Below are 21,328 nucleotides of genomic sequence, written 5' to 3'. Positions count from 1 at the left end.
CCGGCCCTGCGGGAAGCTCGGGCCCAGTTCGTGGCGCTCCCAGACCGTGCGGCCGGCGACCCCGGCCGCGGCGGCGTGCGCGGCGGCGCGGTCCAGGTCCTGTCGTCAAACTCCCGTCGTCCGCCCGGAGGGCGGGCCCTGCGGCGTCAGGTGCGTGCTCTCGGTGCGCCGGGCGCAGGTCCTCGTACTGGACGTACTTGGGCCTGTGTCCGGTGCGGCGAGAGTGCGTGCATGGCGTCGCGGGGCAGGCGGGAGTTTGACGACAGGGCCTGGCGCCGTGGTCGATATGTCGGCGCCGGTGACCCGCCAGCCGCGCGCGGCCAGCCACACCGCGTCGGCGCCCTCGCCGCAGCCCAGGTCGAGGGCGGTACCGGGGCGCAGTCCGGCCACCTCGCGGACGAGCAGCGGATTGGGCCGGCCGCTCCAGACCCGGTCGTTCCGCCGGTACCTGGTCTCCCAGAACTCCTCGGGTCGCATGGTGGGCATCTCGGTCATGGGGCCTCCCTGGAGGTTCGGCGCAGCGCGGGCTGCGGTGGGTGGTCCCGGCGCCACCCGGGGAGAGCCTGCGCCGATACGCCGGATCCGGCAAAGTTCTTTGCGGATTCGGCAAAGCACGCCTCCGGCCCGCCCGTTGCTCCTCCGGGCCGACGCGACCTGGTGTGCCGTGCCGGGCGCCGGCGGGGTACGGCTGATGCCCGCCGACTGTCCCGGCAGGTGACCGCGCCACCTCAACGCCGGGGTGTGGCCGGCCGCTTCGGGCGGCGCGCACGCCTGGGACCACGTGGCGTCCTGCACGGCGACACGACCCGGGCCGAGCCGGACCCCTGAACTGTCGGCGTCCTTGTGCGCCCGGAAGTTCCGGTGGCCGGGGCCGCCCGGCGAGCGGGAGTGCGCTCGCCGGGCGGTCCGGGGGTCAGACGCAGCCTGCGGGGGTCGCCCGGGACGCGTCGTCGATCAGTGCCTCGTGGGCGGCCGCGAGTCGCCGCACATCCGGCTTGACGACCTTGCGGTCGTAGGTGATCAGCCCGTTCAGCTCGCCCTCGACGTCCGTGATCTGGGTGTACACGGCGCCGTTGCCGCCCCGGCAGGCCAGGGCGTGCACCTCGGCGAGCTTGGTGAGGTAGTCGTCGGTGTAGGTGGCCGGATCGACGTCGACGTACGACTGCTGCACCGACCAGGCGTGTCCGGGCACGGCGAGGCCGAGGCCGCCGTACTCGCCGCTGACCAGGGCCCGTTCGCCGTCCGGGTGCGGTGGCAGCGCGGGGCTCGGATAGCCGTGCTCGTCCATGATGTCGCCGGTGCCGCCGTCCGCGCCGAGGTTGAGGCCCGACATGCTGTTGACCAGCCGGGTCGGGTCCCATGCCGCGGCCTGGTCGGCGATGCGGGCCATGTCGTACTGGCCCCAGCCCTCGTTGAAGGTGACCCACATGACGATCGACGGGCTGCTGATGTGCTCGTCGATCATCTGCTTCATCTCGCGCTCGTACTGGGCGCGGGAGTCGGCGTCCGGGTTCACGCCCGCGGTCATCGCCGGCATGTCCTGCCACACCATCAGGCCCAGCTTGTCCGCCCAGTAGAACCAGCGGTCGGGCTCGACCTTGATGTGTTTGCGGACGGCGTTGAAGCCCATCTTCTTGTGCATCTTGAGGTCGTAGGCGAGCGCCGCGTCGCTCGGCGCCGTGTGCAGGCCGTCAGGCCAGAAACCCTGGTCCAGGGTGGCCATCATGAACACGGGTGCGCCGTTGAGGACGGTGCGCGGGGTGCCGTCGATCTTCTCGACCGCGATGGACCGCATGCCGAAGTAGCTGCCGACGCGGTCGGCGCCGACGCTCACCTTCAGGTCGTACAGATACGGGTCGTCCGGCGACCACAGCCGCGGGTTGCGGATCTTCAGGGTGAGCGGGGTGCCGCTGCGTCCGGTGACGGTGGCGACCGGCCGGTTGCCGGCGTACGCCGTCGCCGTGACCGGAAGTCCGGCGCGCACGCCCTTCGGCTCGACGGTCAGGGTGCCCGCGTCGACGTCCGGGGTGAGCTTGAGCGAGTCGACGTGGTCGGCGGCGACGGGTTCCAGCCATACGGTCTGCCAGATGCCCGAACTCGGGGTGTACCAGATGCCGCTGGGGTCGAGGCGCTGCTTGCCGAGCGGCGGGTTCTCGCCGTTCGCGGCGTCGGTCGGGTCGTAGACGCCGACGATCAGCTCCTGGGTGCGGCCGGGCTTGAGGGCGTCGGTGATGTCGGCGCTGAACTTGTCGTAGCCGCCCTCGTGTTCGGTGACCTTGGTGCCGTTGACGTACACCTCGGTACGCCAGTCGACCGCGCCGAAGTTCAGTTGCAGGCGCTTGCCGGAGCCGATCTTCCAGCCGGCCGGGACGGTGAAGGTGCGCCGGTACCACATCCGGTCCTCGTGCCGTTCGAGGCCCGAGAGCTGGGACTCGACCGGGTAGGGGACGAGGATCCGCTCGGCGAGCTTGCGGCCGACCGGGGGCTGCTCACCGGCCTCGGCGGCGGCGAACTGCCAGGTGCCGTTGAGGTTCTGCCAGTCGCCGCGGGTCAACTGGGGCCGCGGGTACTCTCGGTGGGCGTTGGCCGGGGTGACGTCCTCGGCCCAAGGAGTGCTCAGCTCGTAGGTGGAGCGGTTGCCGCCGCTGCTCCAGAACGGGCTGACAACGTTGCCGCCCGTGCTGGTCAGGCCGCCCGCTCCGTCGTAGCGCACATCGGCGGTGCCGCGCGCGGTGCCGGTCTTGTTGCCGACGACGGGCTCCTTCAGCGGGACCAGCAGTGCCTTGTGGTCGGCCGGGTCGAGCCGGGCCCGGCCGAGCGGCCAGGTGGCGCCGCCGATCACGGCGTCCAGGTGGTCGGTGAGTGTGGCCGGGGGCGCCGTCAGCGACTGGGCGAAGTCGAGGCGGAGGGTCCGGCCGTCCTTGAGGACCGTGGTGCCGATGGCGCCGTCGTAGGCATAGCCCTCGGGCAGCCGGAACGCGGACTGCGGGACGGCCGTCTTCGTACCGCCCGGCGGGGTCCAGCGGACGTGCAGGTTGGAGCCCCCGTAGTGCTCGAAGTACTCGACCTTGAAGTCGTAGGCCTGACCGGCCGTCAACTCCACAGGCTCGGCGGTCTGTTCGCGGTCCCAGTCGTCGACCCAGTGGTCGATGACGAGCCGGCCGCCGACCCAGAGCCGGAAGCCGTTGTCGCCGATGATCGAGAAGGTGGTGGGGCCGGTCTTCTCCGGCACGATCCGGCCGGTCCAGCGGACGCTGACGTCGTCCGACCGTCCGGTGGCCGAACTCAGCCGGGACTCCAGCGAGTCGAAGTCCAGTTGCGGGTCGAATCCGGTGGCCTTGAGTTCATGGAAGTCGAAGGCTCCGGGAGCGGACTGGGTGTAGTACTCGCCCTTGAGGCCATGGACCTCGACGGGGTCGTCCGCGGCCGTCGCGGCGGGCGCTGCGGCCAGTCCCGCGGCGCCCAGCACTGCCGCGAGGAGCAGGACAAGTCGATCTCTGAACGGTCTGATGCGCACGAATCCTCCTTGGCTGAGGAAGGGTGGCGGCTCGGTGCTTCAGTCTGTACAACGTTGGAAGCAGAGGCAGTTGGCATGAGAGCACGGCTCCCAGCCGCTGTCCAGATCCATGACAAAAGCTCCGCCCCGGAGCACCCGTCGATGCCGAGGAGATCCCTTGCGGGTCAGCCTGAAGGACGTGGCCGAACGCGCCGGCGTCTCGATCAAGACCGTGTCCAACGTCGTGAACAACTATCCGCACGTCACCCCGGCGATGCGGGCCAGGGTGCAGCAGGCCATCGACGAGCTGGGCTACCGGCCGAATCTCACCGCGCGCCATCTGCGCAAGGGCCGTACCGGCATCATCGCGCTGGCCGTCCCCGAACTCGGCAACCCGTACTTCGCCGAGCTGGCGGGCGCCGTGATCGATGCCGCCGCCGAGCACGAGTTCACGGTCCTGCTCGACCACACACGCGGCGAGCGCGAGCAGGAGCTGCTGGTCAGCCAGGGGTTCCGGGCCCGGGTGATCGACGGTCTGATCCTCAGTCCGCTGGAGCTCGAGGCCGAGGACCTGCGCGGCCGGGCCGACGACGTGCCGCTGGTCCTGCTCGGTGAGCGGGAGTACGGCCTGCCGTTCGACCACATCGCCATCGACAACGTGGCGGCGGCCCGCACCGCGGTGCGCCATCTCCTCGGCCGCGGTCGGACCCGGATCGCCTATCTGGGTGTCCGCACGGACTCCGCCAACCGCCCCGCCCATCTGCGCCTTGACGGCTGGCGGGCCGAGCTGGCGGCGGCCGGCGTGCCGGCCCCGGACGAGCTGATCGTGCCGGTCGGCGGCTGGGACCGGGACGACGGCGCGCGGGCCATGGCGCAGCTGCTCGACGCGGGCGTGCGGCCCGACGCGGTCTTCGCCTTCAACGACCTCATCGCGATCGGTGCCATGCGGGTGCTGCACGAGCGCGGGCTCAGGGTGCCGTGGGACGTCGCCGTGGTGGGCTTCGACGACATCGCCGAGGGCCGCTTCGGAGCCGTCTCGCTGACCACGATCTCGCCCGACAAGCTGGCGATCGCCCGGCTCGCGGTGGCCTCGCTGCTGCGCAGCCTGTCCGGCCGGCAGGACCCCGGAGGACGTGAACTCACCGCGGAATTCCGGCTGGTGGAGCGGGAGAGCACCCTGGGCCGACGCTGACCGTCGGCCCGGGCGGGCCGGGCGGATTTCGGACGGAAGGGTTTACAGCGCCATTCCAACGATGTAAAAACCTCCTCTGAACGACGTGCACGCCGTGTTGACCGCAAGTGCCCACCTCCCCGTGAGCGCTCTCAGCGCCGGGGCCGCGCCGTTTGGGGACTCCCATGAAGCCCACGTCACTCCGTGCCCGTGCCGCGGCACGGACCCTTCTCGCCACCGGACTCGTCACGGGCCTGGCCCTGATCACCGGATGCGCCAAGTCCGAGGACTCCGCCGCCACGACCGACAAGGCGTCCGCCGAGCAGGGCGACTCGGGCCAGGTGGTCGCCTCGCCCAGCGCCTCCGGGCCCACCTGCGCCATCGACGCGTACGGCGGTGACAAGACCGATCTCAAGTCCGCCACCGTCGGCTTCTCGCAGTCCGAGAAGGAGGCCAATCCGTTCCGGATCGCGGAGACCGCCTCGATCAAGGAGGAGGCGGCCAAGCGCGGCGTCAAACTCCTCACCGCCAACGCCCAGTCCCAGTTCTCCAAGCAGATCAGCGACGTCCAGGACCTCATCGCCAAGGGCGCCGACCTGCTGGTGATCGCACCGCTCAACTCGGACGGCTGGGAACCCGTGCTGCGCACGGCGGCGGCCAAGCACATCCCGATCGTCACCGTCGACCGCAAGATCAACGCCACCGCCTGCAAGGACTATGTGAGCTTCATCGGCTCCGACTTCGTGGCACAGGGCCGGCGGGCCGCTGACCGGATGATCGAGGCGACCGGCGGCACGGGCGAGATCGCCATCCTGCTCGGCGCGGCCGGCAACAATGTGACGACGGAACGCACCAAGGGCTTCGAGGACCGGCTCAAGGAGAAGGCGCCGGACCTGAAGGTGGTGTTCCGGCAGACCGGCGAGTTCGCCCGCGAGAAGGGCCAGTCGGTCACCGAGAACCTGATCCAGTCCAAGCCCGGGATCAAGGGCATCTACGCCGAGAACGACGAGATGGGGCTGGGCGCGGTCAACGCCCTCAAGGGCGCAGGCAAGAAGCCGGGTGACGTGAAGATCGTGACGATCGACGGCACGCGCAACGCCGTGCAGGGCATCGTGGACGGCTGGATCGACGGGGTCATCGAGTCCAACCCGCGCTTCGGGCCGCTCGCCTTCCAGACGCTCGACGCCTTCACCCGGGGCGACGCCGTCGCCCAGGACATCGTCATCGAGGACAGCGCGTACACGTCGGCCAACGCCGAGTCGGACCTCGGCAAGGCGTACTGAGGTGCTCTCGGTCACCGGGGTCTCCAAGATCTTCCCCGGCGTACGGGCGCTGTCCGACGTGGACTTCACCGCCCGCGCCGGGCAGGTGCACGCCCTCGTCGGCGAGAACGGCGCGGGCAAGTCGACCCTCATCAAGGTGCTCACGGGCGTCCATCCGCCGGACGCGGGCGAGGTCCGCCACGACGGCAGACCCGTCCGCTTCACCACCCCGCTGCAGGCCCAGCAGGCGGGCATCTCCACCATCTACCAAGAGGTCAACCTGGTCCCGCTGATGAGCGTGGCCCGCAATCTGTTCCTGGGCCGTGAACCCAGGGGCAGGTTGGGCCTGATCGACTTCCGGCGTATGCGCCGGGAGGCGGACGAGGCGCTGCGCGCCCTGGGCATCCGGGTCGACGTACGCCGTCCGCTGCGTGAACTCGGCGTCGGCGCCCAGCAGATGGTGGCCCTCGCCCGGGCCGTGGCCGTCGACGCGCGCGTGGTGGTGATGGACGAGCCCACGTCCTCCCTCGAACCACGCGAGGTCCACACCCTGTTCGAGGTGATCCGCCTGCTGCGCGACCGGGGCGTCGCCGTGGTCTATGTGAGCCACCGCATGGACGAGCTGTACGAGATCTGCGACGCGGTCACCGTGCTGCGCGACGGCCGGGTGGTGCACACCGGCCCGCTCGCCGGGCTCGACCGGCTGCGGCTGGTCTCGCTCATGCTGGGCCGGGACATCGGCGAGGTGCGCGGCGAGGGCCTGACCAAGTTCACCGGCTCCCATCACGCCGCGGCCGAACCCGTGCTGAACGCCGAGGGACTGACGGTCCGTCACCAGCTGCACGAGGTGTCGCTGTCCATCCGGCCCGGCGAGGTGGTCGGGCTGGGCGGGCTGCTCGGCTCGGGCCGCAGCGAGACGGCGCGGGCCGTCGCCGGGGCGCTGCCGACGGACGCCGGCCGGGTCTCGGTCGGCGGCGTGCCCGTGCGCGGCGGCTCACCGCCCGCCGCGATCCGCGCCGGGATCAGTCTGCTGCCGGAGGACCGCAAGGCCGAAGGGATCGTCCCGGGGCTTTCGGTGCGGGAGAACATCGCGCTCGCCGCGCTGCCGGCGCTCTCCCGGTTCGGTCTGGTCGACGACGCGCGCATCGACCGGATCGTGGACACCTTCGTCCGGCGGCTGCGCATCAAGACCGCGGGCCCGCACCAGAAGGTGGGCGAGCTGTCCGGCGGCAACCAGCAGAAGGTGCTGCTGGCCCGCTGGCTGGCCGTGCATCCGAAGGTGCTGCTGCTCGACGAGCCGACGCGCGGCATCGACGTCGGCGCCAAGGCGGAGGTGCAAGCGCTCATCGACGAACTCGCCGAGGACGGTCTCGCCGTGCTGCTGATCTCCTCCGACACCGAGGAGCTGATCGAGGGCAGCGACCGGGTCGTGGTGCTCAAGGACGGGCGCGTCGTCGACGAGTTGACCGGCGACGCCGTCACCGAGGACGCGCTGCTGCGGGCCGTCGCGGCCGTACCCGCCGGGGGCCGCGATGACTGAACTCGCCGTCGCACGCGGCGCGCTGGACCGCGGCCGGCTGCTGCGTCTGGCGCAGCAGTACGGCGTGTACGCGGGCGTGGCGGCGCTGCTGCTGTTCAACTTCGCGTTCACCCCGCACTTCGCCTCCGCCGAGAACTTCCGCACCCAGGCCGTCCAGGTCGCCCCGGTGCTGATCGTCGCGCTCGGCATGGCGCTGGCGATCGGCACCGAGGGCGTCGACCTGTCGGTGGGCTCGGTGATGGCGTTGGCCACCTCGCTGCTGTCGCTGTACCTCGGTTACGGCCCATGGGTCGCGGCGCTGGTGGCGGTGGTGGGCGGCGTCCTGGTGGGGCTCGCGAACGGCGCCCTGGTCGCGTTCGTGGGCGTGCAGCCCATCGTCGCCACGCTCGCCCTGATGGTGGCCGCGCGCGGGCTGGCGCTGGTGCTGCTCCCCCAGCTCAAGGATGTCCGCGACCCGGGCATGTCGGCTCTCGGTTCCGGCGATGTGCTGGGCGTGCCCTATCTCGTGCTCATCGCCGCCGCCCTGGCCCTGCTGGTCGCCTTCGTGGTGCGGCGCAGCACGTTCGGGCGGCAGCTGCTCGCCATCGGCGACAGCCGGCCGGCGGCCCGGCTGGCCGGACTGCCCGTCCGCCGGGTCCTCATCGTGGTGTACGTCTGCTCGGGCGCCCTCGCCGCGGTCGCGGGCGTCCTCGCCACGGCCCGGCTGACGGCCAGCGACCCCACGTCGCTTGGCACCCTGATGGAGCTGTCGGCGATCACCGCGGTGGTCGTCGGGGGCACGCCGCTGTCCGGGGGCCGGGTGCGCATCGGCGGCACGGTCGCCGGCGCCGTTTTGATCCAGTTGCTGACCACCACACTCGTCAAGCACGACCTGCCGCCGTCGTGGACGCAGATGGCCCAGGCCGTGGTGATCGTCGCCGCCGTCTACGCGGCCCGCGAACGGGGGAAGCGATGACCACCGGGACCACGGAGGCCGGTATGCCCGCCGACACCGTCCATCTGGACGCCGACGAGCAGGGCGGCCCGGGCCGGGCCGAGCGGCTCAGCGCGCTCGCCCAGCAGCATGGCGCGCTCGTCACCCTGCTGCTCGCCATGGTCGTGGCCTCGCTGAGCTTCGACACCTTCCTGACCGGCGACAACCTGGAGAACATGGCGCTGTCCTCGGCGTTCCTCGCCGTGGTCGCGCTGGGCATGACGTTCGTGATCGTCACCGGTGGGATCGATCTGTCCGTCGGCTCGCTCTTCGCCCTGGGCGGAGTGCTGGCCGCCTGGGGATCCCAGTACGGCACGGCCGTCGCGCTGCTGCTGCCGCTCGCGGTGTGCGGACTGATCGGACTGGTCAACGGGCTGCTGATCGCGCGGTCGGGGCTGGCGCCGTTCATCGTGACGCTGGCCGCCATGCTGGGCGCCCGCGGCATCCTCCTCGCGGTCACCGACGAGGGCTCGCGGACGTATCTCGTCGACAAGGACTCCTTCTTCGCGACGCTCGGGCAGGGCTCGCTGCTCGGGATCGGCGTGCCGGTGTGGATCACGGTGGCGCTCTTCGTGCTGGGCGCGGTCGTGCTGCGCCGCTCCAGGTTCGGGCAGTACGTGTACGCGGTGGGCGGCAACGAGGACGCGGCGGCCCTGATGGGGGCGCCGGTGGCCCGCACGAAGATCGCCGTCTACACCCTGTCCGGCCTGTACGCCGGGCTCGCGGGGGCGCTGAACGCGGCGTGGCTGGTGTCGGGCGTGACGATCCTCGGGTCGGGCATGGAGCTGGAGGCGATCTCCGCGGTCGTCATCGGCGGCACCCTGCTCACCGGCGGGTTCGGCTTCGTCAGCGGGTCACTGGTCGGTGTGCTGCTGCTGAAGGTGATCCAGAACGTCATCAACCAGATCGGCTCCCTCGACTCGGCTTATCAGCAGGTGGTCAGCGGTGCGTTCCTGGCCGTGGTCGTGGTGGCCCAGACCTGGCTGGGCCACCGCCGCCGAATGCTGTGACCCGACACGCCCCGAGGAGCCGGCGCCGCGGGGAACCCACCGAGCCCCGGCCGCGACCGTGGCGGCGGGCCGCACGGGTGGTACGGAAACGAGCGGCCCCGACCGCTGGCGCGGGACCCACTCGCCCCGACACAGCCGGACCCTGAGCGGTGCCGGCAGCCGGACCAAGGTGACCACGCCCGCGGCACGGTCATCAACCCGCCGCGGCCATGGTGCGCGACCCGGCTCGGCGTCTCGACGGAGCCGGGCCGGAGGCGGTGCCGGCGCGACACCATTCCCGGCGCCCCCTGCCGACCGGGGTGCCCAGGCACCGGCCGGGGCACCGATCCGCCATGACGCGACAGACCACCGGCGTGCCCCTGGCCGCCGGCGCGGGACCCGGCTCGGCGACTCGACGGAGCGGGGCCCGAAGCTGTGCCGGCGACACCGTTCCCGGCGACCCCTGCCGACCGGGGTATCCAGACACCGGGCGCGACCGTGGCAGGCGGGCCGCACCGGTCGTCCGGAAACGGGCGCCCCCGGCCACTGGTGCGGAACACACCGGCCGTGCGGCACGGGTCACACCGGCGGCCGCAAACAAGCGCCACCGACCACTGTCACAGAACCCGACTCACCCCCCGACACCGCCGGACCCCGGGCGATATCGGCGGCGACGTCCCGACGGCTGGTGACGACCGGGGTGCCCAGGGACCGGGCCCGGCGCCCGCCGTCGTGGCCGGGGCACCGATCCGCCGCGGCAGGCGTAGGCGGGCCGCACCGGTCGTCCAGAAGCGGGCGCGACAGACCGTCAATACGCCCCCGGCCATTGGTACGCAACCCGCCGCGACCGTGGCTGCACGGACCACACCGGCCGTCCGCGAACGAACGCCGCCGACCGCTGTCACAGAACCCGACTCATCCCCCGACACCGCCGGACCCCGGGCGATGTCGGCGGCGACGTCCCGACGGCTGGTGACGACCGGGGTGCCCAGGGGCCGGGCCCGGCGTCCACAGTGGTGGCATCCGCCGCAGCAGGCGTAGGCGGGCCGCACCGGTCGTCCGGAAGCGGGCGCGGGCTCGACAGACCTCCCGGTGCGGCCGGATGAGGGTGCCTGGATTCGATCAGGGCGGTGGTGTCACTCCTTCCACGCTGATTCGAGGATCGTGTCCACGAAGTCGCCGCGTTCGAAACCCGGCACGTAGCGGGCGAGGACGTCGGCCTTGACGTTGCCGAAGGTGGTCTCGGGCTTCGAGCGGATGCCCTCGGTGAAGGCCTCCAGGATCCGCCGCTTGAAGTCGGGGCGCGGGTGCAGGGCCACGATCGCGGCGCGGTCGGCGTCGGACACGTCGTCGTAGCCGATGCCGAGGACGTCGTACTCGACACCCGCCGTGACCAGGGCGATCTCCGGTTCCATGAACTCCGGAATGCCGGGCGTGGTGTGCAGGGCGATCGCGGTCCACACCCGGCGCACGCTGTCCGCGGGGACATCATGGGCCTGCAGGAACCGCTTGGCCTCGTCGGCGCTGTCGACCTCGAAGCGGCGCCCGCTGTCGTGGAACTCCTCGTTGAGCCCGAGGTCGTGGAACATCGCGCCGATGTACAGGAGTTCGGGGTCGAAGCCGAGGCCGCGGTTGCGTCCCTGGAGGGTGCCGAAGCAGTAGACGCGGTGCGAGTGGTGGTAGATCAGGTCACTGGTGGTGTCCCGGACGAGCCGGGTGGCCTCGCGGGCGAGCGCGGTGTCGGGGATCTTCACATCGAGGTCTGCGCCGGTCATGGTGTGCCTCCTTGCGCGGGGATGGGGCCGGACGGCCGCGCGGCTCTCTCCAGGATCACCACCGGCGCCCGACCGCTGCCATGGCGATCACGACACGTCTCCCACAGATCCCGCCATGGCCGGCCACCGCCCCGCCGTTCCCTCGACCGGGGGAAATCCCCGGCCGCCTACCGGCACGGCCCGCCGGCGGGCCACCCCCGGTCCGCCATACGAGGGGCCTGCCACGCCCGCCAAGACGCGCCGTCAACGCTCCGCAACCGCCGGGGTGTGTTGTTTCAGAACGACCCGCATGAAAAACGGCGAACTGGCAACGTTCCCTTCCATGCCCTGCCCACACTCCCCCGGAAGGTGATCCGATGACGACGGCGACCAGGACGACCCGCACCGCCGGGACGCCGCCCGTCACCGCCCCCTCCCCCGCCGCCCGGCTGCCACCCACCGCGTCCGCGCCCTCCCTGCCGTCCCTGACCGGGCTGCGCTGGGTGGCGGCGCTGCTGGTCTTCGGACTGCATGTGCGCAACTACCACTACTTCGGGGGCGCCGGCGACCGCTATGCGACCTGGGCGTTCGGGCCCGGCGCCAACGGCGTGTCGTTCTTCTTCGTGCTGTCCGGCTTTGTCCTGACCTGGTCCGCGCGGCCCAAGGACAGCGCGCTCGCCTTCTGGCGGCGGCGGATCGCCCGGATCTATCCGGTGCACCTGGTGACGGCCGCGATCGCGCTGCTCATGGCGTACACCCTGGCCCACCAGACGAAGCCCGAGCCGTCCCAGACGGTCGCCAACGTCCTGCTGGTCCACTCCTGGTGGCGGCCGTGGTGGCAGACGCTGAACCCGGTCAGCTGGTCGCTCGCCTGCGAGGCGTTCTTCTACGCGGCCTTCCCGCTGCTGGCCCTCCTGCTGCGCCGGCTCGGCGCCCGCGGCACGACGGCGCTGGCCGGGGCGTCGGTGCTGGCCGTGCTGGTGCTGGCCTGGGCGGAGACGCACCACTGGACGGCGGAGTCGATCAGCGCCAACCCCGCCGCCCGGCTGCCCGAGTTCGTCCTCGGCGCGGCGGCGGCCCGGCTGGTGTTCCTCGACCGGTGGCGCGGCCCCGGTCTGGAGGCCTCGCTCGCCCTCGCGGTCATCGGCTACTTCCTCGTACCGCAGGTCACCCCCGGCTATGCGGCCACCGCCTGCACCATCGCGGGCTTCGCGCTGCTCATCCCGGCGGCGGCCGTCGCGGACCTCCGGGGACTCCCCTCGCTGTGGCGGCGCCCTCGGCTGGTGCGGCTCGGGGAGCTGTCGTTCGCCTTCTACATGGTGCACCTGCTGGTACTGCGGGCCGGCACCAACGTGCTCGGGCTCTCCCCGCAGTTCGGTGTGGCGGCGGGCCTCGCCGTGACCGCCGGCGCGTTCGCGCTGTCCCTCGGCCTGTCCTGGGTCCTGTACGAGAAGGTGGAGCGTCCCGCCCAGCGGCTGCTGCTCGGCGGTCGCCGCGCCGCCGAGGCCCGGCAGGCCCAGCAGGCCGAGCAGGCGCTCCAGCCCGCCCGGACCGGTCCCGCACCCGGCTCGTCCCGCGCGGCCGATTGACCGTCCGGACGGCCCCGGTTCGGACCGCGCCGCCCGGGACGGCGTCCGTGCGCAGCAGCGGGACGACACCGGGTGCGGGACCGGTCCGCGGAGGCCCTTCTCGCGCGGCTCGACGCCGTCGGCCGGCTACCCGGCGCCGGTGAACTGCTCTTCCTTTCTTACGGCTTGCTCGGCGTCGCCCCGGACGAGCGGATGATCGCAGTCGCGCGCCGGCCTGTGGCCCGGGGCGGACTTCCGGATCGCGGAACCCTGCCGGCTGCCGTCGCCTGGGACGGCTGCCGGGCCGACAAACCCGAGGCGGCCCCCTGCGGTCCGGGCCGGCCGAGGGCGCCCGGGCCGCGGGCGCAGGCGGACGGCCGGATCGCCGAGCAGCGGCGGCGGGCGGGGGCCGACCGGCTCCTCCTGGCGCTGCCGATGTTCACGGCCGCGGGCCGGCGAGGTGCGCGGGACGCGGGTTGCAGGTGCTGACGTACGGGCGTTCCCTGGAAGTATCGAGTGGTGAAGCAAGAGCGCCTGGGCCTGCGACACGGGCCGACGGGCCGTGCCACATTGCGCGCCTCGTTGCGCGCCTCGGCGGATGCGGCGGCCTCGTCGCCGACGCCGGGCGTTCGACGCGGAGGTGGTACAGGTGAAAGCCGTCGTCTACGAGAAGCCCTTCAGTGTGGCTGTGAGGGATGTCGACGATCCGCAGATCCAGCATCCGAACGACGTGCTGGTACGGGTGACGTCGAGCGCGATCTGCGGATCGGACCTGCACATGTACGAGGGCCGCACGGCGGCCGAGGCCGGCATCGTCTTCGGGCACGAGAACCTCGGCATCGTCGAGGAGGTCGGCAGCGGGGTGACGTCGTTGTCCGCCGGGGACCGCGTCGTGATGCCGTTCAACGTCGCGTGCGGGTTCTGCAAGAACTGTCTTGCCGGCAAGACCGGGTTCTGTCTGACGGTCAACCCGGGGTTCGCCGGCGGGGCGTACGGCTATGTGGCGATGGGCCCGTACAAGGGCGGTCAGGCGGAGCTGTTGCGGGTGCCGTTCGCCGACTTCAACTGTCTGAAGCTGCCGCCGGGCGAGGAGTTCGAGACCGACTTCGTACTGCTCGCCGACATCTTCCCGACCGGATATCACGGTTGCGAGCTCGCCAAGGTGTCCCCCGGTGAGAGCGTGGCCGTGTTCGGTGCCGGGCCCGTCGGTCTGATGGCCGCCTACTCCGCGCTGCTGCGCGGCGCGTCCAAGGTGTTCTGTGTGGACCGGGTGCCCGAACGGCTCGCCAAGGCGGCGGAGATCGGGGCCGTTCCGATCGACTTCACCAAGGACGACCCGACCGAGCAGATCAAGGAGCAGACGCGGGGCGAGGGCACCGACAAGGGCGTGGACGCCGTCGGATACCAGGCGCAGGCGCACGACGCCAGCCACGAGGAACCCGCCGTCGTCCTGAACACGCTCGTCGAGACGGTACGGCCGACCGGCATGCTCGGCATACCGGGCCTGTACGTGCCGTCCGACCCGGGCGGCCCCGACGAGCACGCCAAGCACGGTCAACTGCTGGTCTCCATCGGCAAGATGTTCGAGAAGGGGCAGCAGATGGGCACGGGCCAGTGCAACGTCAAGCAGTACAACCGCCAGTTGCGCGACCTGATCATCTCGGGGCGGGCCAAGCCCAGCTTCGTGGTCTCCCACGAACTGCCGCTGGACCAGGCTCCGCAGGCGTACGAGAAGTTCGACCAACGGATCGAGGGGTACACCAAGGTCGTCCTGCATCCCGGTCACGCGCTCGCCGCCTAGGCACGCGAACCGGCGTGGTGGTGCCCGGCCCGAGTGGGCCGGGCACCACCACGCACAGCCTCTCGGTGACCGCGGGCGGCCTCGCGCCGCCTGCGCCCGCGCCGGGTCGGGCCCCAGGGCTTGAGTACCGAGATCACCGTCATGAAGACATAGGCGGCCAGCGACACGGCCGGTCCGGTCAGGACGGCACCGGCGTCGGGCAGGGGGCCGCCGCCGGCGACGGCGGCGACCGCCGCATGCACCCCGGGGCGCAGCGCGAAGGCCGTCGCGGCGGTGGTGGCCAGGGTCAGCCAGAACTTGATCCAGACCCAGCGATGCCGCGCCAGCCCCCACGGTGTGCCGAGGGACAGCACCAGACCGCTGCCGAGCGTGGCGAGCGCCACGGGAAGCAGCAGCCGGTCGGCGAACAGTCCCATGGACCGCACGGATGCCGCCACGGCCGCCGCCTGCCAGGTGGTGGCCGCGGTGATCCCCAGCGCGAGCAGCCCGAGCGTGAGCCCGAGCCAGCTCGCGGAGGCGGTGACATGGACGACGAGAAGGGACCGGCGGGCGGGGCGGCTCAGTTTCATGGCCCTCACCGTGCCGGTCCCGGCCCGCCGGGTCGTCTGCCGGCGGGAGTAACCCCGCGTACGTTCCCGGGCGTACGGCCCCGGTCCCCGGTACCGGGCGCGTCGGTGCACGCACCGGCGCCGGTGAGCGGCTGCGGTGTCCGGCGGTACCGGCTACCGGGCCCGGCCTGCCGGGGCGGGGAACAGGGGCTGCCCGGTCGACGGTGCGCGCGCCGCCGACCGGGCAGCGGCCTGTCCGTCCAGCCGTGCGGCCGGGTCGTCGCGGCGAGCCGGTCGGGCGGCTCGGGCGGCCATGGATTCCGGTGCTCCGCCCCTTGCGCTTTCGCGACGCGCGAATGCCACGGGGCGGGCCCGTCGGGTGACGGGTCCGCCCCGTGGGGATGCCGGTGGGCGGTGCGGATCAGTGGGCCTCGGCGCGCAGTTCCGACAGCGTGGCCGAGGTCAGGGGCCGCGGTGTGTGCTCGGGGTCGACGAGGACGACCGTGCAGTCGGCGGCGTGGGTGAGCGCGGTGGTGAGGCTGCCGTCGGCGAACTGGGCGAGGGGGCCGCGCGGCGAACGGCCGACCGCTATGGCGCGGGCGCCCACCTCGGCGGCGTGCCGGGCGAGGACGCGTCCCGCCGCGGCGTGGTCGCCGACGCTGCTGAGGATCTGGCCGGTCACGGGGATGTCGAGCGCGGCGAGGCGGTCCAGGTGGGCGGTGACGGCGGCGCGGGCCTGGTCGGCGGTCTCGGTGTCGACGGCCTGTTCCTCGACGACGGCGGTCTGCTGCACATGGACGATCTCCAGCGGGCTGCCCGTGTCCTGGGCGAACCGGGCCGCGGTGTCGACGGTCGCGGCGGCCCCGTCGTGGCCGCCGACGACGACGATGACCGGCCGGGTGCCGCCGCGCGGTGCCGCGCCGACGGGTGTGAGGACCGGGGTCAGTGGTTCGCCCTCGCCGGTGTCCGTCTCGGCGGCGCGCAGCAGGCGGTGCCCGCTGGCCAGCACCGGGATGGCGAGCAGGAAGGTGGCGGCGCCGAGGTAGAAGGGGACGCTGAGGTCGGTGGCGTCGGCGAGCTTGCCCGCGACGTAGGGGGCGAGGCCGCCGCCGATGAAGCGCAGGAAGCCGTAGGCGGAGGAGGCGACCGGCCGCTCCACCGGGGAGACCAGCATGACGGCCTGGGTGGTGAGGGTGTTGTTGATGCCGATGAACGCGCCGCTGAGGATGACCGCGACGATCACGACGGCCGGCGTCCCGACGCCCGCGGCGATCACGGCCAGCACGATGCCGAGGCCGAGCAGATTGGCGTAGAGCACCGGGGCGGTGCCGTAACGGGCCTGCAGACGCGGGGCGAAGAAGACGCTGAAGGCGGCCACCAGCAGGCCCCAGCCGGTGAAGACCAGCCCGAGCTGATGGGCGTCCAGCTCCATCGGGTACGGCGCGTACCCCAGCATGGTGAAGAAGCCCCAGTTGTACAGCAGCGCCATGATGCCCATCGTCAGCAGGCCGCGGTGGCGCAGCGCCTTGAGCGGGTCGAGCGGCGAGCTGCGGCGTTCCGGCCTGGGCAGGGCGGGCACGAAGGCCAGGGTGGCGACGAGGGCGATGGCCATCAGCACCGCGACGCCGAAGAACGGCCCCCGCCAGCTGATCTCGCCCAACTCCCCGCCCAGCAGCGGGCCGACGGCGATGCCGAGGCCGAGCGCGGTCTCGTACAGGATGATCGCGCCACCGAAGCCGCCGCTGGCCGAGGCGACGATCACCGCCAGCGAGGTGGCGATGAACAGGGCGTTGCCCAGGCCCCAGCCGGCCCGGAAGCCGACGATGCCGTCGATGGAGCCGGAGGTGCCGGCCAGCGCCGCGAAGACGACGATGACCGCGAGGCCTATGACGAGGGTGCGCTTGGCGCCGAACCGGCTGGAGAACCAGCCGACGATGAGCATGGCCACCGCGGTGACGATGAGATAGCTGCTGAACAGCAGGGAGACCTGGCTGGGCGAGGCGTGCAGGTCCTCGGCCAGGGCGGGCAGGATCGGGTCCACCAGACCGATGCCCATGAACGAGATCACGCAGGCGAACGCGACGGCCCAGACGGCCCTGGGCTGCTTGAAGGGACTGGCGGCCGTTCCATGGGATGCACTCATGTGCACTTCTCTTCCGGAGCGTTGACGGGGAGGGAGAAAAAAGCGGTGTGGCTGTGCGGGTCAGGAGGGGGCCGGGCGCTCGGGGCCGTCCTGGACGGCCCGGGCGAGGGCGGGCAGCGCGATGGTCACCGCGTCCTGTTCCGCCTCGGTCAGGTGCGCGACGAGGTCCTTGAGCGCCTCGGCGCGCTCGGCGCGTCGCTGCCGGAAGACGTCGAGGCCGGTGGGGGTGGCCGCCACCAGGACGCCCCGGCCGTCGCTGTGGTCGGCGGTGCGGCGCACCAGGCCCGCCCGCTCCAGCCGGGTGATCAGTTGGGTCATGTTCGGCTGGGATACGCCTTCGGCGCGGGCCAGTTCGGTCAGCCGCTGGGGTCCTTCGCGGCCGAGCCGGGCCAGTACCGAGGAGGCCGCCGTGCTCAGGCCGCCGGCGGTGGCGCTGCGGCGTACGTAGCGGACCAGCTGCTCGACGGCGATGATCAGGTCCTCCGGCGCGCGGTCGGCGGCCGCCGGATCCATAATCCGCTTATGCATCACTGCATTATGCATTTAGATGTAATGTGAAACAAGTTGCCGGGACGGAGCCGCGCGGGCCGCTCCGTCGTGCGTCGGCCCGTTCTTCGGGAGGCGGCCGTCCCGGGGCCCGTGACGGTCAGACCGTGCTGGAAGGGGCCGGAGACCGGGCGGTCACGTCAGTTCGACCAGGAGGTCGCCGCCCTCCACCTGCTGGATGCGGTTGATGGCCAGCCGGGACACCAGGCCCGCGCGCGGGGCGGTGATCGCGGCCTCCATCTTCATCGCCTCGATGGTGGCCACCGTCGCCCCGGCCGCCACCTCCTCACCCTCGGCGACCGCGAGGGTCACCACGCCGGCGAACGGCGCCGCCACCTGGCCGGGGTTGGAGCGGTCGGCCTTCTCCGTGACCGGCACGTCCGAGGCCGCCGCCCGGTCGCGCACCTGGATCGGCCTGAGCTGCCCGTTCAACGTGGCCATCACCGTGCGCATGCCCCGCTCGTCGGCGTTGCCGACGGCCTGCAACTCGATCAGCAGCCGCACCCCGGGCTCCAGGTCGACGGCGTACTCCGCCCCGGGGCGCAGCCCGTAGAAGAAGTCCTTGCTGTCCAGCACGCTGGTGTCGCCGAAGCTCTGCCGGTGGGTCTCGAAGTCCCGTGTCGGGCCGGCGAACAGCAGCCGGTTCAGCGTGGCACGCCGGGACTTCTCCAGACCCTCGCGGTCGTCGGCGGTCAGCTCCCGCACGGGCTTGGGCTCGGCCCGGCCCCGCAACGCCTTGGTGCGGAACGGCTCCGGCCAGCCACCGGGCGGGGTGCCCAGCTCGCCGCGCAGGAAGCCGATGACGGAATCGGGGATGTCGTACCGGTCCGGCGCGGTCTCGAAGTCCTCCGGGCGTACGTCGGCGCCGACCAGGTGCAGGGCGAGGTCCCCGACGACCTTGGAGGAGGGGGTGACCTTGACCAGGCGGCCCAGGATCCGGTCGGCGGCGGCGTACATGGCCTCGATGTCCTCGAAGCGGTCGCCGAGGCCGAGCGCGACGGCCTGGGTCCGCAGGTTGGACAGCTGCCCGCCGGGGATCTCGTGGTGGTAGACCCGCCCGGTCGGCGCGGCGAGGCCCGCCTCGAAGGGCGCGTAGATCCGGCGGACGCTCTCCCAGTACGGCTCCAGGTCCCCGACGGCCTGGAGGTCGAGGCCGGAGGGCCGCTCCGAGTGGTCGGTGGCGGCGACGATCGCCGACAGCGACGGCTGTGAAGTGGTGCCCGCCATCGACGCCACCGCGCCGTCCACCGCGTCCGCGCCCGCCTGGATCGCGGCCAGGTAGGTGGCGAGCTGGCCGCCCGCCGTGTCATGGGTGTGCAGATGGACCGGCAGGTCGAACTCGCGGCGCAGCGCCGTGACGAGCGTGGCCGCGGCCGGGGCGCGCAGCAGTCCCGCCATGTCCTTGACCGCCAGGACATGGGCGCCCGCGGCGACGATCTCCTCGGCGAGGCGCAGATAGTAGTCGAGGGTGTAGAGACGCTCGGACGGATCGCTGAGGTCGGCGGTGTAGCACAGGGCGACCTCGGCGACCGCGGTGCCGGTCTCGCGCACGGCGTCGATGGCCGGGCGCATCTGGCCGACGTCGTTGAGCGCGTCGAAGATCCGGAAGATGTCGACGCCGGTGGCCGCGGCCTCCTGCACGAAGGCATCGGTCACCTCGGTCGGGTACGGCGTGTAGCCGACGGTGTTGCGGCCGCGCAGCAGCATCTGCAGGCAGATGTTGGGCACGGCCTCGCGCAGGGCGGCCAGCCGCTCCCAGGGGTCCTCGGCGAGGAAGCGCAGGGCGACGTCGTAGGTGGCGCCGCCCCAGCACTCCAGGGACAGCAGCTCGGGCAGGGTGCGGGCGACGACGGGGGCGACCGCGAGAAGGTCCTTGGTGCGCACCCGGGTGGCGAGCAGCGACTGGTGGGCGTCGCGGAAGGTGGTGTCGGTCACGGCGAACACCGGCGACTCGCGCAACCCGCGGGCGAAGCCCTCGGGGCCGAGCGCGACGAGCCGCTGCCGGGAGCCGGCGGGCGGCTCACCCGCGGGCAGCGGGGGCAGCTTGGTGACCGGGTCGATGAGGTCGGGCCGCTCCCCGTGCGGCCTGTTCACGGTGACGTCGGCAAGGTAGGTGAGCAGCTTGGTGCCGCGGTCGGCCGAGGAGCGCGCGGTGAGCAGGTGGGGGCGTTCCTCGATGAACGACGTCGTCACCCGGCCGGCCTGGAAGTCCGGGTCGTCCAGGACGGCCTGCAGGAAGGGGATGTTGGTGGCCACGCCGCGGATCCGGAACTCGGCGACGGCGCGCCGGGCCCGGACGATCGCGGCCTTCAGGTCCCGGCCCCGGCAGGTGAGTTTGACCAGCATGGAGTCGAAGTGCGCGCTGATCTCGGTGCCGGCGTGGGTGGTGCCGCCGTCGAGGCGGATGCCCGAGCCGCCCGGCGAGCGGTACGCGCTGATCCGGCCGGTGTCCGGGCGGAAGCCGTTGGCCGGGTCCTCGGTGGTGATGCGGCACTGCAGCGCGGCACCGCGCAGGGTGACGGTCTCCTGCGAGAGCCCCAGGTCCGCGAGGGTCTCCCCGGCGGCGATCCGCAACTGGGCCTGGACCAGGTCGACATCGGTGACCTCTTCGGTCACCGTGTGCTCCACCTGGATGCGCGGGTTCATCTCGATGAAGACGTGGTTGCCGGCCCGGTCGAGCAGGAACTCGACGGTGCCGGCGTTGCGGTAGCCGATCTCGCGGGCGAAGCGCACGGCGTCGGCGCAGATCCGCTCGCGCAGCGCCGGGTCCAGGTTGGGCGCGGGCGCGAGTTCGATGACCTTCTGGTGGCGGCGCTGCACGGAGCAGTCCCGCTCGAAGAGGTGCATGACGTTGCCGTCGCCGTCGGCGAGGATCTGTACCTCGATGTGGCGGGGATCGACGACCGCCTTCTCCAAGAAGACGGTGGGGTCGCCGAACGCGGAGGCCGCCTCGCGGGACGCCGCCTCGATGGCCTCACGCAGCTGGGCGGGTTCCGCCACCCGGCGCATCCCACGGCCGCCGCCGCCCGCCACGGCCTTCACGAACACCGGGAAACCGATGTCGTCCGCGGCCCGGACCAGTGCGTCGACGTCCGTGGAGGGCGCCGAGGAGCCCAGCACGGGCACCCCGGCGGCGCGGGCCGCGGCCACGGCACGCGCCTTGTTCCCGGTCAGTTCGAGCGTGTGGGCGTCAGGTCCGACGAAGGTGAGACCCGCCTGTTCGCAGGCCCGGGCCAGCGCCGGGTTCTCGGACAGGAAGCCGTAGCCGGGGTACACCGCGTCGGCGCCCGCACGGCGTGCCGCGCCCACGATCTCCTCGACCGACAGATAGGCCCGCACCGGATGCCCGGGCAGGCCGATCTCGTAGGCCTCGTCGGCCTTGAGCCGGTGCAGTGAATTGCGGTCCTCGTGCGGGAACACGGCGACCGTGCGGGCGCCCAGCTCATAGCCGGCGCGGAATGCGCGAATCGCGATCTCACCACGGTTGGCGACCAGCACCTTGCGGAACATCATCGACCCCTTCGGCCTGCCGGCGAC

General features: G+C 72.3%; 13 protein-coding genes and 1 pseudogene. 7 read left to right on the top strand and 7 right to left on the bottom strand.

Going from position 1 to position 21,328, the window contains the following annotated elements:
• Window positions 1–273: 273 nt before the first annotated feature.
• Together CTZ28_RS40300 and CTZ28_RS40295 are read right to left on the bottom strand one after the other, a co-directional pair.
• A pseudogene (locus tag CTZ28_RS40300) lies at window positions 274–495 on the bottom strand (class I SAM-dependent methyltransferase); the annotation flags it as partial.
• 418 nt (window positions 496–913) lie between these two features.
• Entirely contained in the window at window positions 914–3,517 is a 2,604-nt protein-coding gene (locus CTZ28_RS40295; RefSeq protein WP_121894729.1) for a PA14 domain-containing protein, read from the bottom strand.
• A 157-nt stretch (window positions 3,518–3,674) separates the two neighbouring features.
• Here CTZ28_RS40295 and CTZ28_RS40290 point away from each other — a divergent pair, with 157 nt between their 5' ends.
• From CTZ28_RS40290 to CTZ28_RS40270, 5 genes are all read left to right on the top strand, one after another.
• Window positions 3,675–4,688 carry a LacI family DNA-binding transcriptional regulator gene (locus CTZ28_RS40290; RefSeq protein ID WP_121894728.1) on the top strand — a complete coding sequence of 338 codons (1,014 nt, stop codon included), beginning with the start codon at window positions 3,675–3,677 and terminating at the stop codon, window positions 4,686–4,688.
• A gap of 164 nt (window positions 4,689–4,852) precedes the next feature.
• Window positions 4,853–5,950: an ABC transporter substrate-binding protein gene (locus CTZ28_RS40285; protein ID WP_121894727.1), complete on the top strand. Its 1,098-nt coding sequence runs from the start codon at window positions 4,853–4,855 to the stop codon at window positions 5,948–5,950.
• A gap of 1 nt (window position 5,951) precedes the next feature.
• Window positions 5,952–7,469 (top strand): sugar ABC transporter ATP-binding protein, encoded by a 1,518-nt coding sequence (locus tag CTZ28_RS40280; protein ID WP_121894726.1) that lies wholly within the window; start codon window positions 5,952–5,954, stop codon window positions 7,467–7,469.
• Window positions 7,462–8,424: an ABC transporter permease gene (locus CTZ28_RS40275; RefSeq protein WP_121894725.1), complete on the top strand. Its 963-nt coding sequence runs from the start codon at window positions 7,462–7,464 to the stop codon at window positions 8,422–8,424. Before CTZ28_RS40280 ends, CTZ28_RS40275 begins: the two co-directional genes overlap by 8 nt.
• Window positions 8,425–8,447: 23 nt before the next feature.
• Window positions 8,448–9,452: an ABC transporter permease gene (locus tag CTZ28_RS40270; protein ID WP_121894768.1), complete on the top strand. Its 1,005-nt coding sequence runs from the start codon at window positions 8,448–8,450 to the stop codon at window positions 9,450–9,452.
• A 1,115-nt stretch (window positions 9,453–10,567) separates the two neighbouring features.
• Here the strand turns inward: CTZ28_RS40270 and CTZ28_RS40265 are convergent.
• Window positions 10,568–11,206, bottom strand: a complete 639-nt coding sequence (locus CTZ28_RS40265) for an HD domain-containing protein (protein WP_121894724.1) — start codon at window positions 11,204–11,206, stop codon at window positions 10,568–10,570.
• A 356-nt stretch (window positions 11,207–11,562) separates the two neighbouring features.
• Between CTZ28_RS40265 and CTZ28_RS40260 the strand changes: the two genes are divergently transcribed.
• Both CTZ28_RS40260 and CTZ28_RS40250 read left to right on the top strand, forming a co-directional pair.
• Complete coding sequence (locus CTZ28_RS40260) at window positions 11,563–12,774, top strand: acyltransferase family protein (protein ID WP_121894723.1); 1,212 nt, start codon at window positions 11,563–11,565, stop codon at window positions 12,772–12,774.
• Window positions 12,775–13,402: 628 nt separating this feature from the next.
• Window positions 13,403–14,554, top strand: a complete 1,152-nt coding sequence (locus CTZ28_RS40250) for a glutathione-independent formaldehyde dehydrogenase (protein ID WP_121894721.1) — start codon at window positions 13,403–13,405, stop codon at window positions 14,552–14,554.
• On the opposite strand, the gene CTZ28_RS40245 is transcribed toward CTZ28_RS40250, so the two are convergent.
• The 4 genes from CTZ28_RS40245 to CTZ28_RS40230 all read right to left on the bottom strand — a co-directional run bounded on the left by CTZ28_RS40245 (window position 14,551) and on the right by CTZ28_RS40230 (window position 21,301).
• Window positions 14,551–15,123, bottom strand: a complete 573-nt coding sequence (locus tag CTZ28_RS40245; protein WP_121894720.1) for a DUF2269 domain-containing protein — start codon at window positions 15,121–15,123, stop codon at window positions 14,551–14,553. The two genes, CTZ28_RS40250 and CTZ28_RS40245, sit on opposite strands and share 4 nt — an antisense overlap.
• 400 nt (window positions 15,124–15,523) lie before the next feature.
• Window positions 15,524–17,245 (bottom strand): MFS transporter, encoded by a 1,722-nt coding sequence (locus CTZ28_RS40240; RefSeq protein ID WP_121894719.1) that lies wholly within the window; start codon window positions 17,243–17,245, stop codon window positions 15,524–15,526.
• 60 nt (window positions 17,246–17,305) lie between these two features.
• Complete coding sequence (locus tag CTZ28_RS40235) at window positions 17,306–17,773, bottom strand: MarR family winged helix-turn-helix transcriptional regulator (protein ID WP_259472039.1); 468 nt, start codon at window positions 17,771–17,773, stop codon at window positions 17,306–17,308.
• Window positions 17,774–17,926: 153 nt separating this feature from the next.
• The gene (locus CTZ28_RS40230) at window positions 17,927–21,301 is read right to left on the bottom strand and encodes a pyruvate carboxylase (RefSeq protein WP_183154836.1); all 3,375 of its coding nucleotides are present in this window, start codon (window positions 21,299–21,301) and stop codon (window positions 17,927–17,929) included.
• Window positions 21,302–21,328: the final 27 nt, after the last annotated feature.

The sequence above is a fragment of the Streptomyces shenzhenensis genome (assembly GCF_003688995.1).
In the GTDB taxonomy this organism is placed as follows: domain Bacteria; phylum Actinomycetota; class Actinomycetes; order Streptomycetales; family Streptomycetaceae; genus Streptomyces; species Streptomyces shenzhenensis_A.
This window is presented reverse-complemented; position numbering and strand designations above follow the sequence as displayed.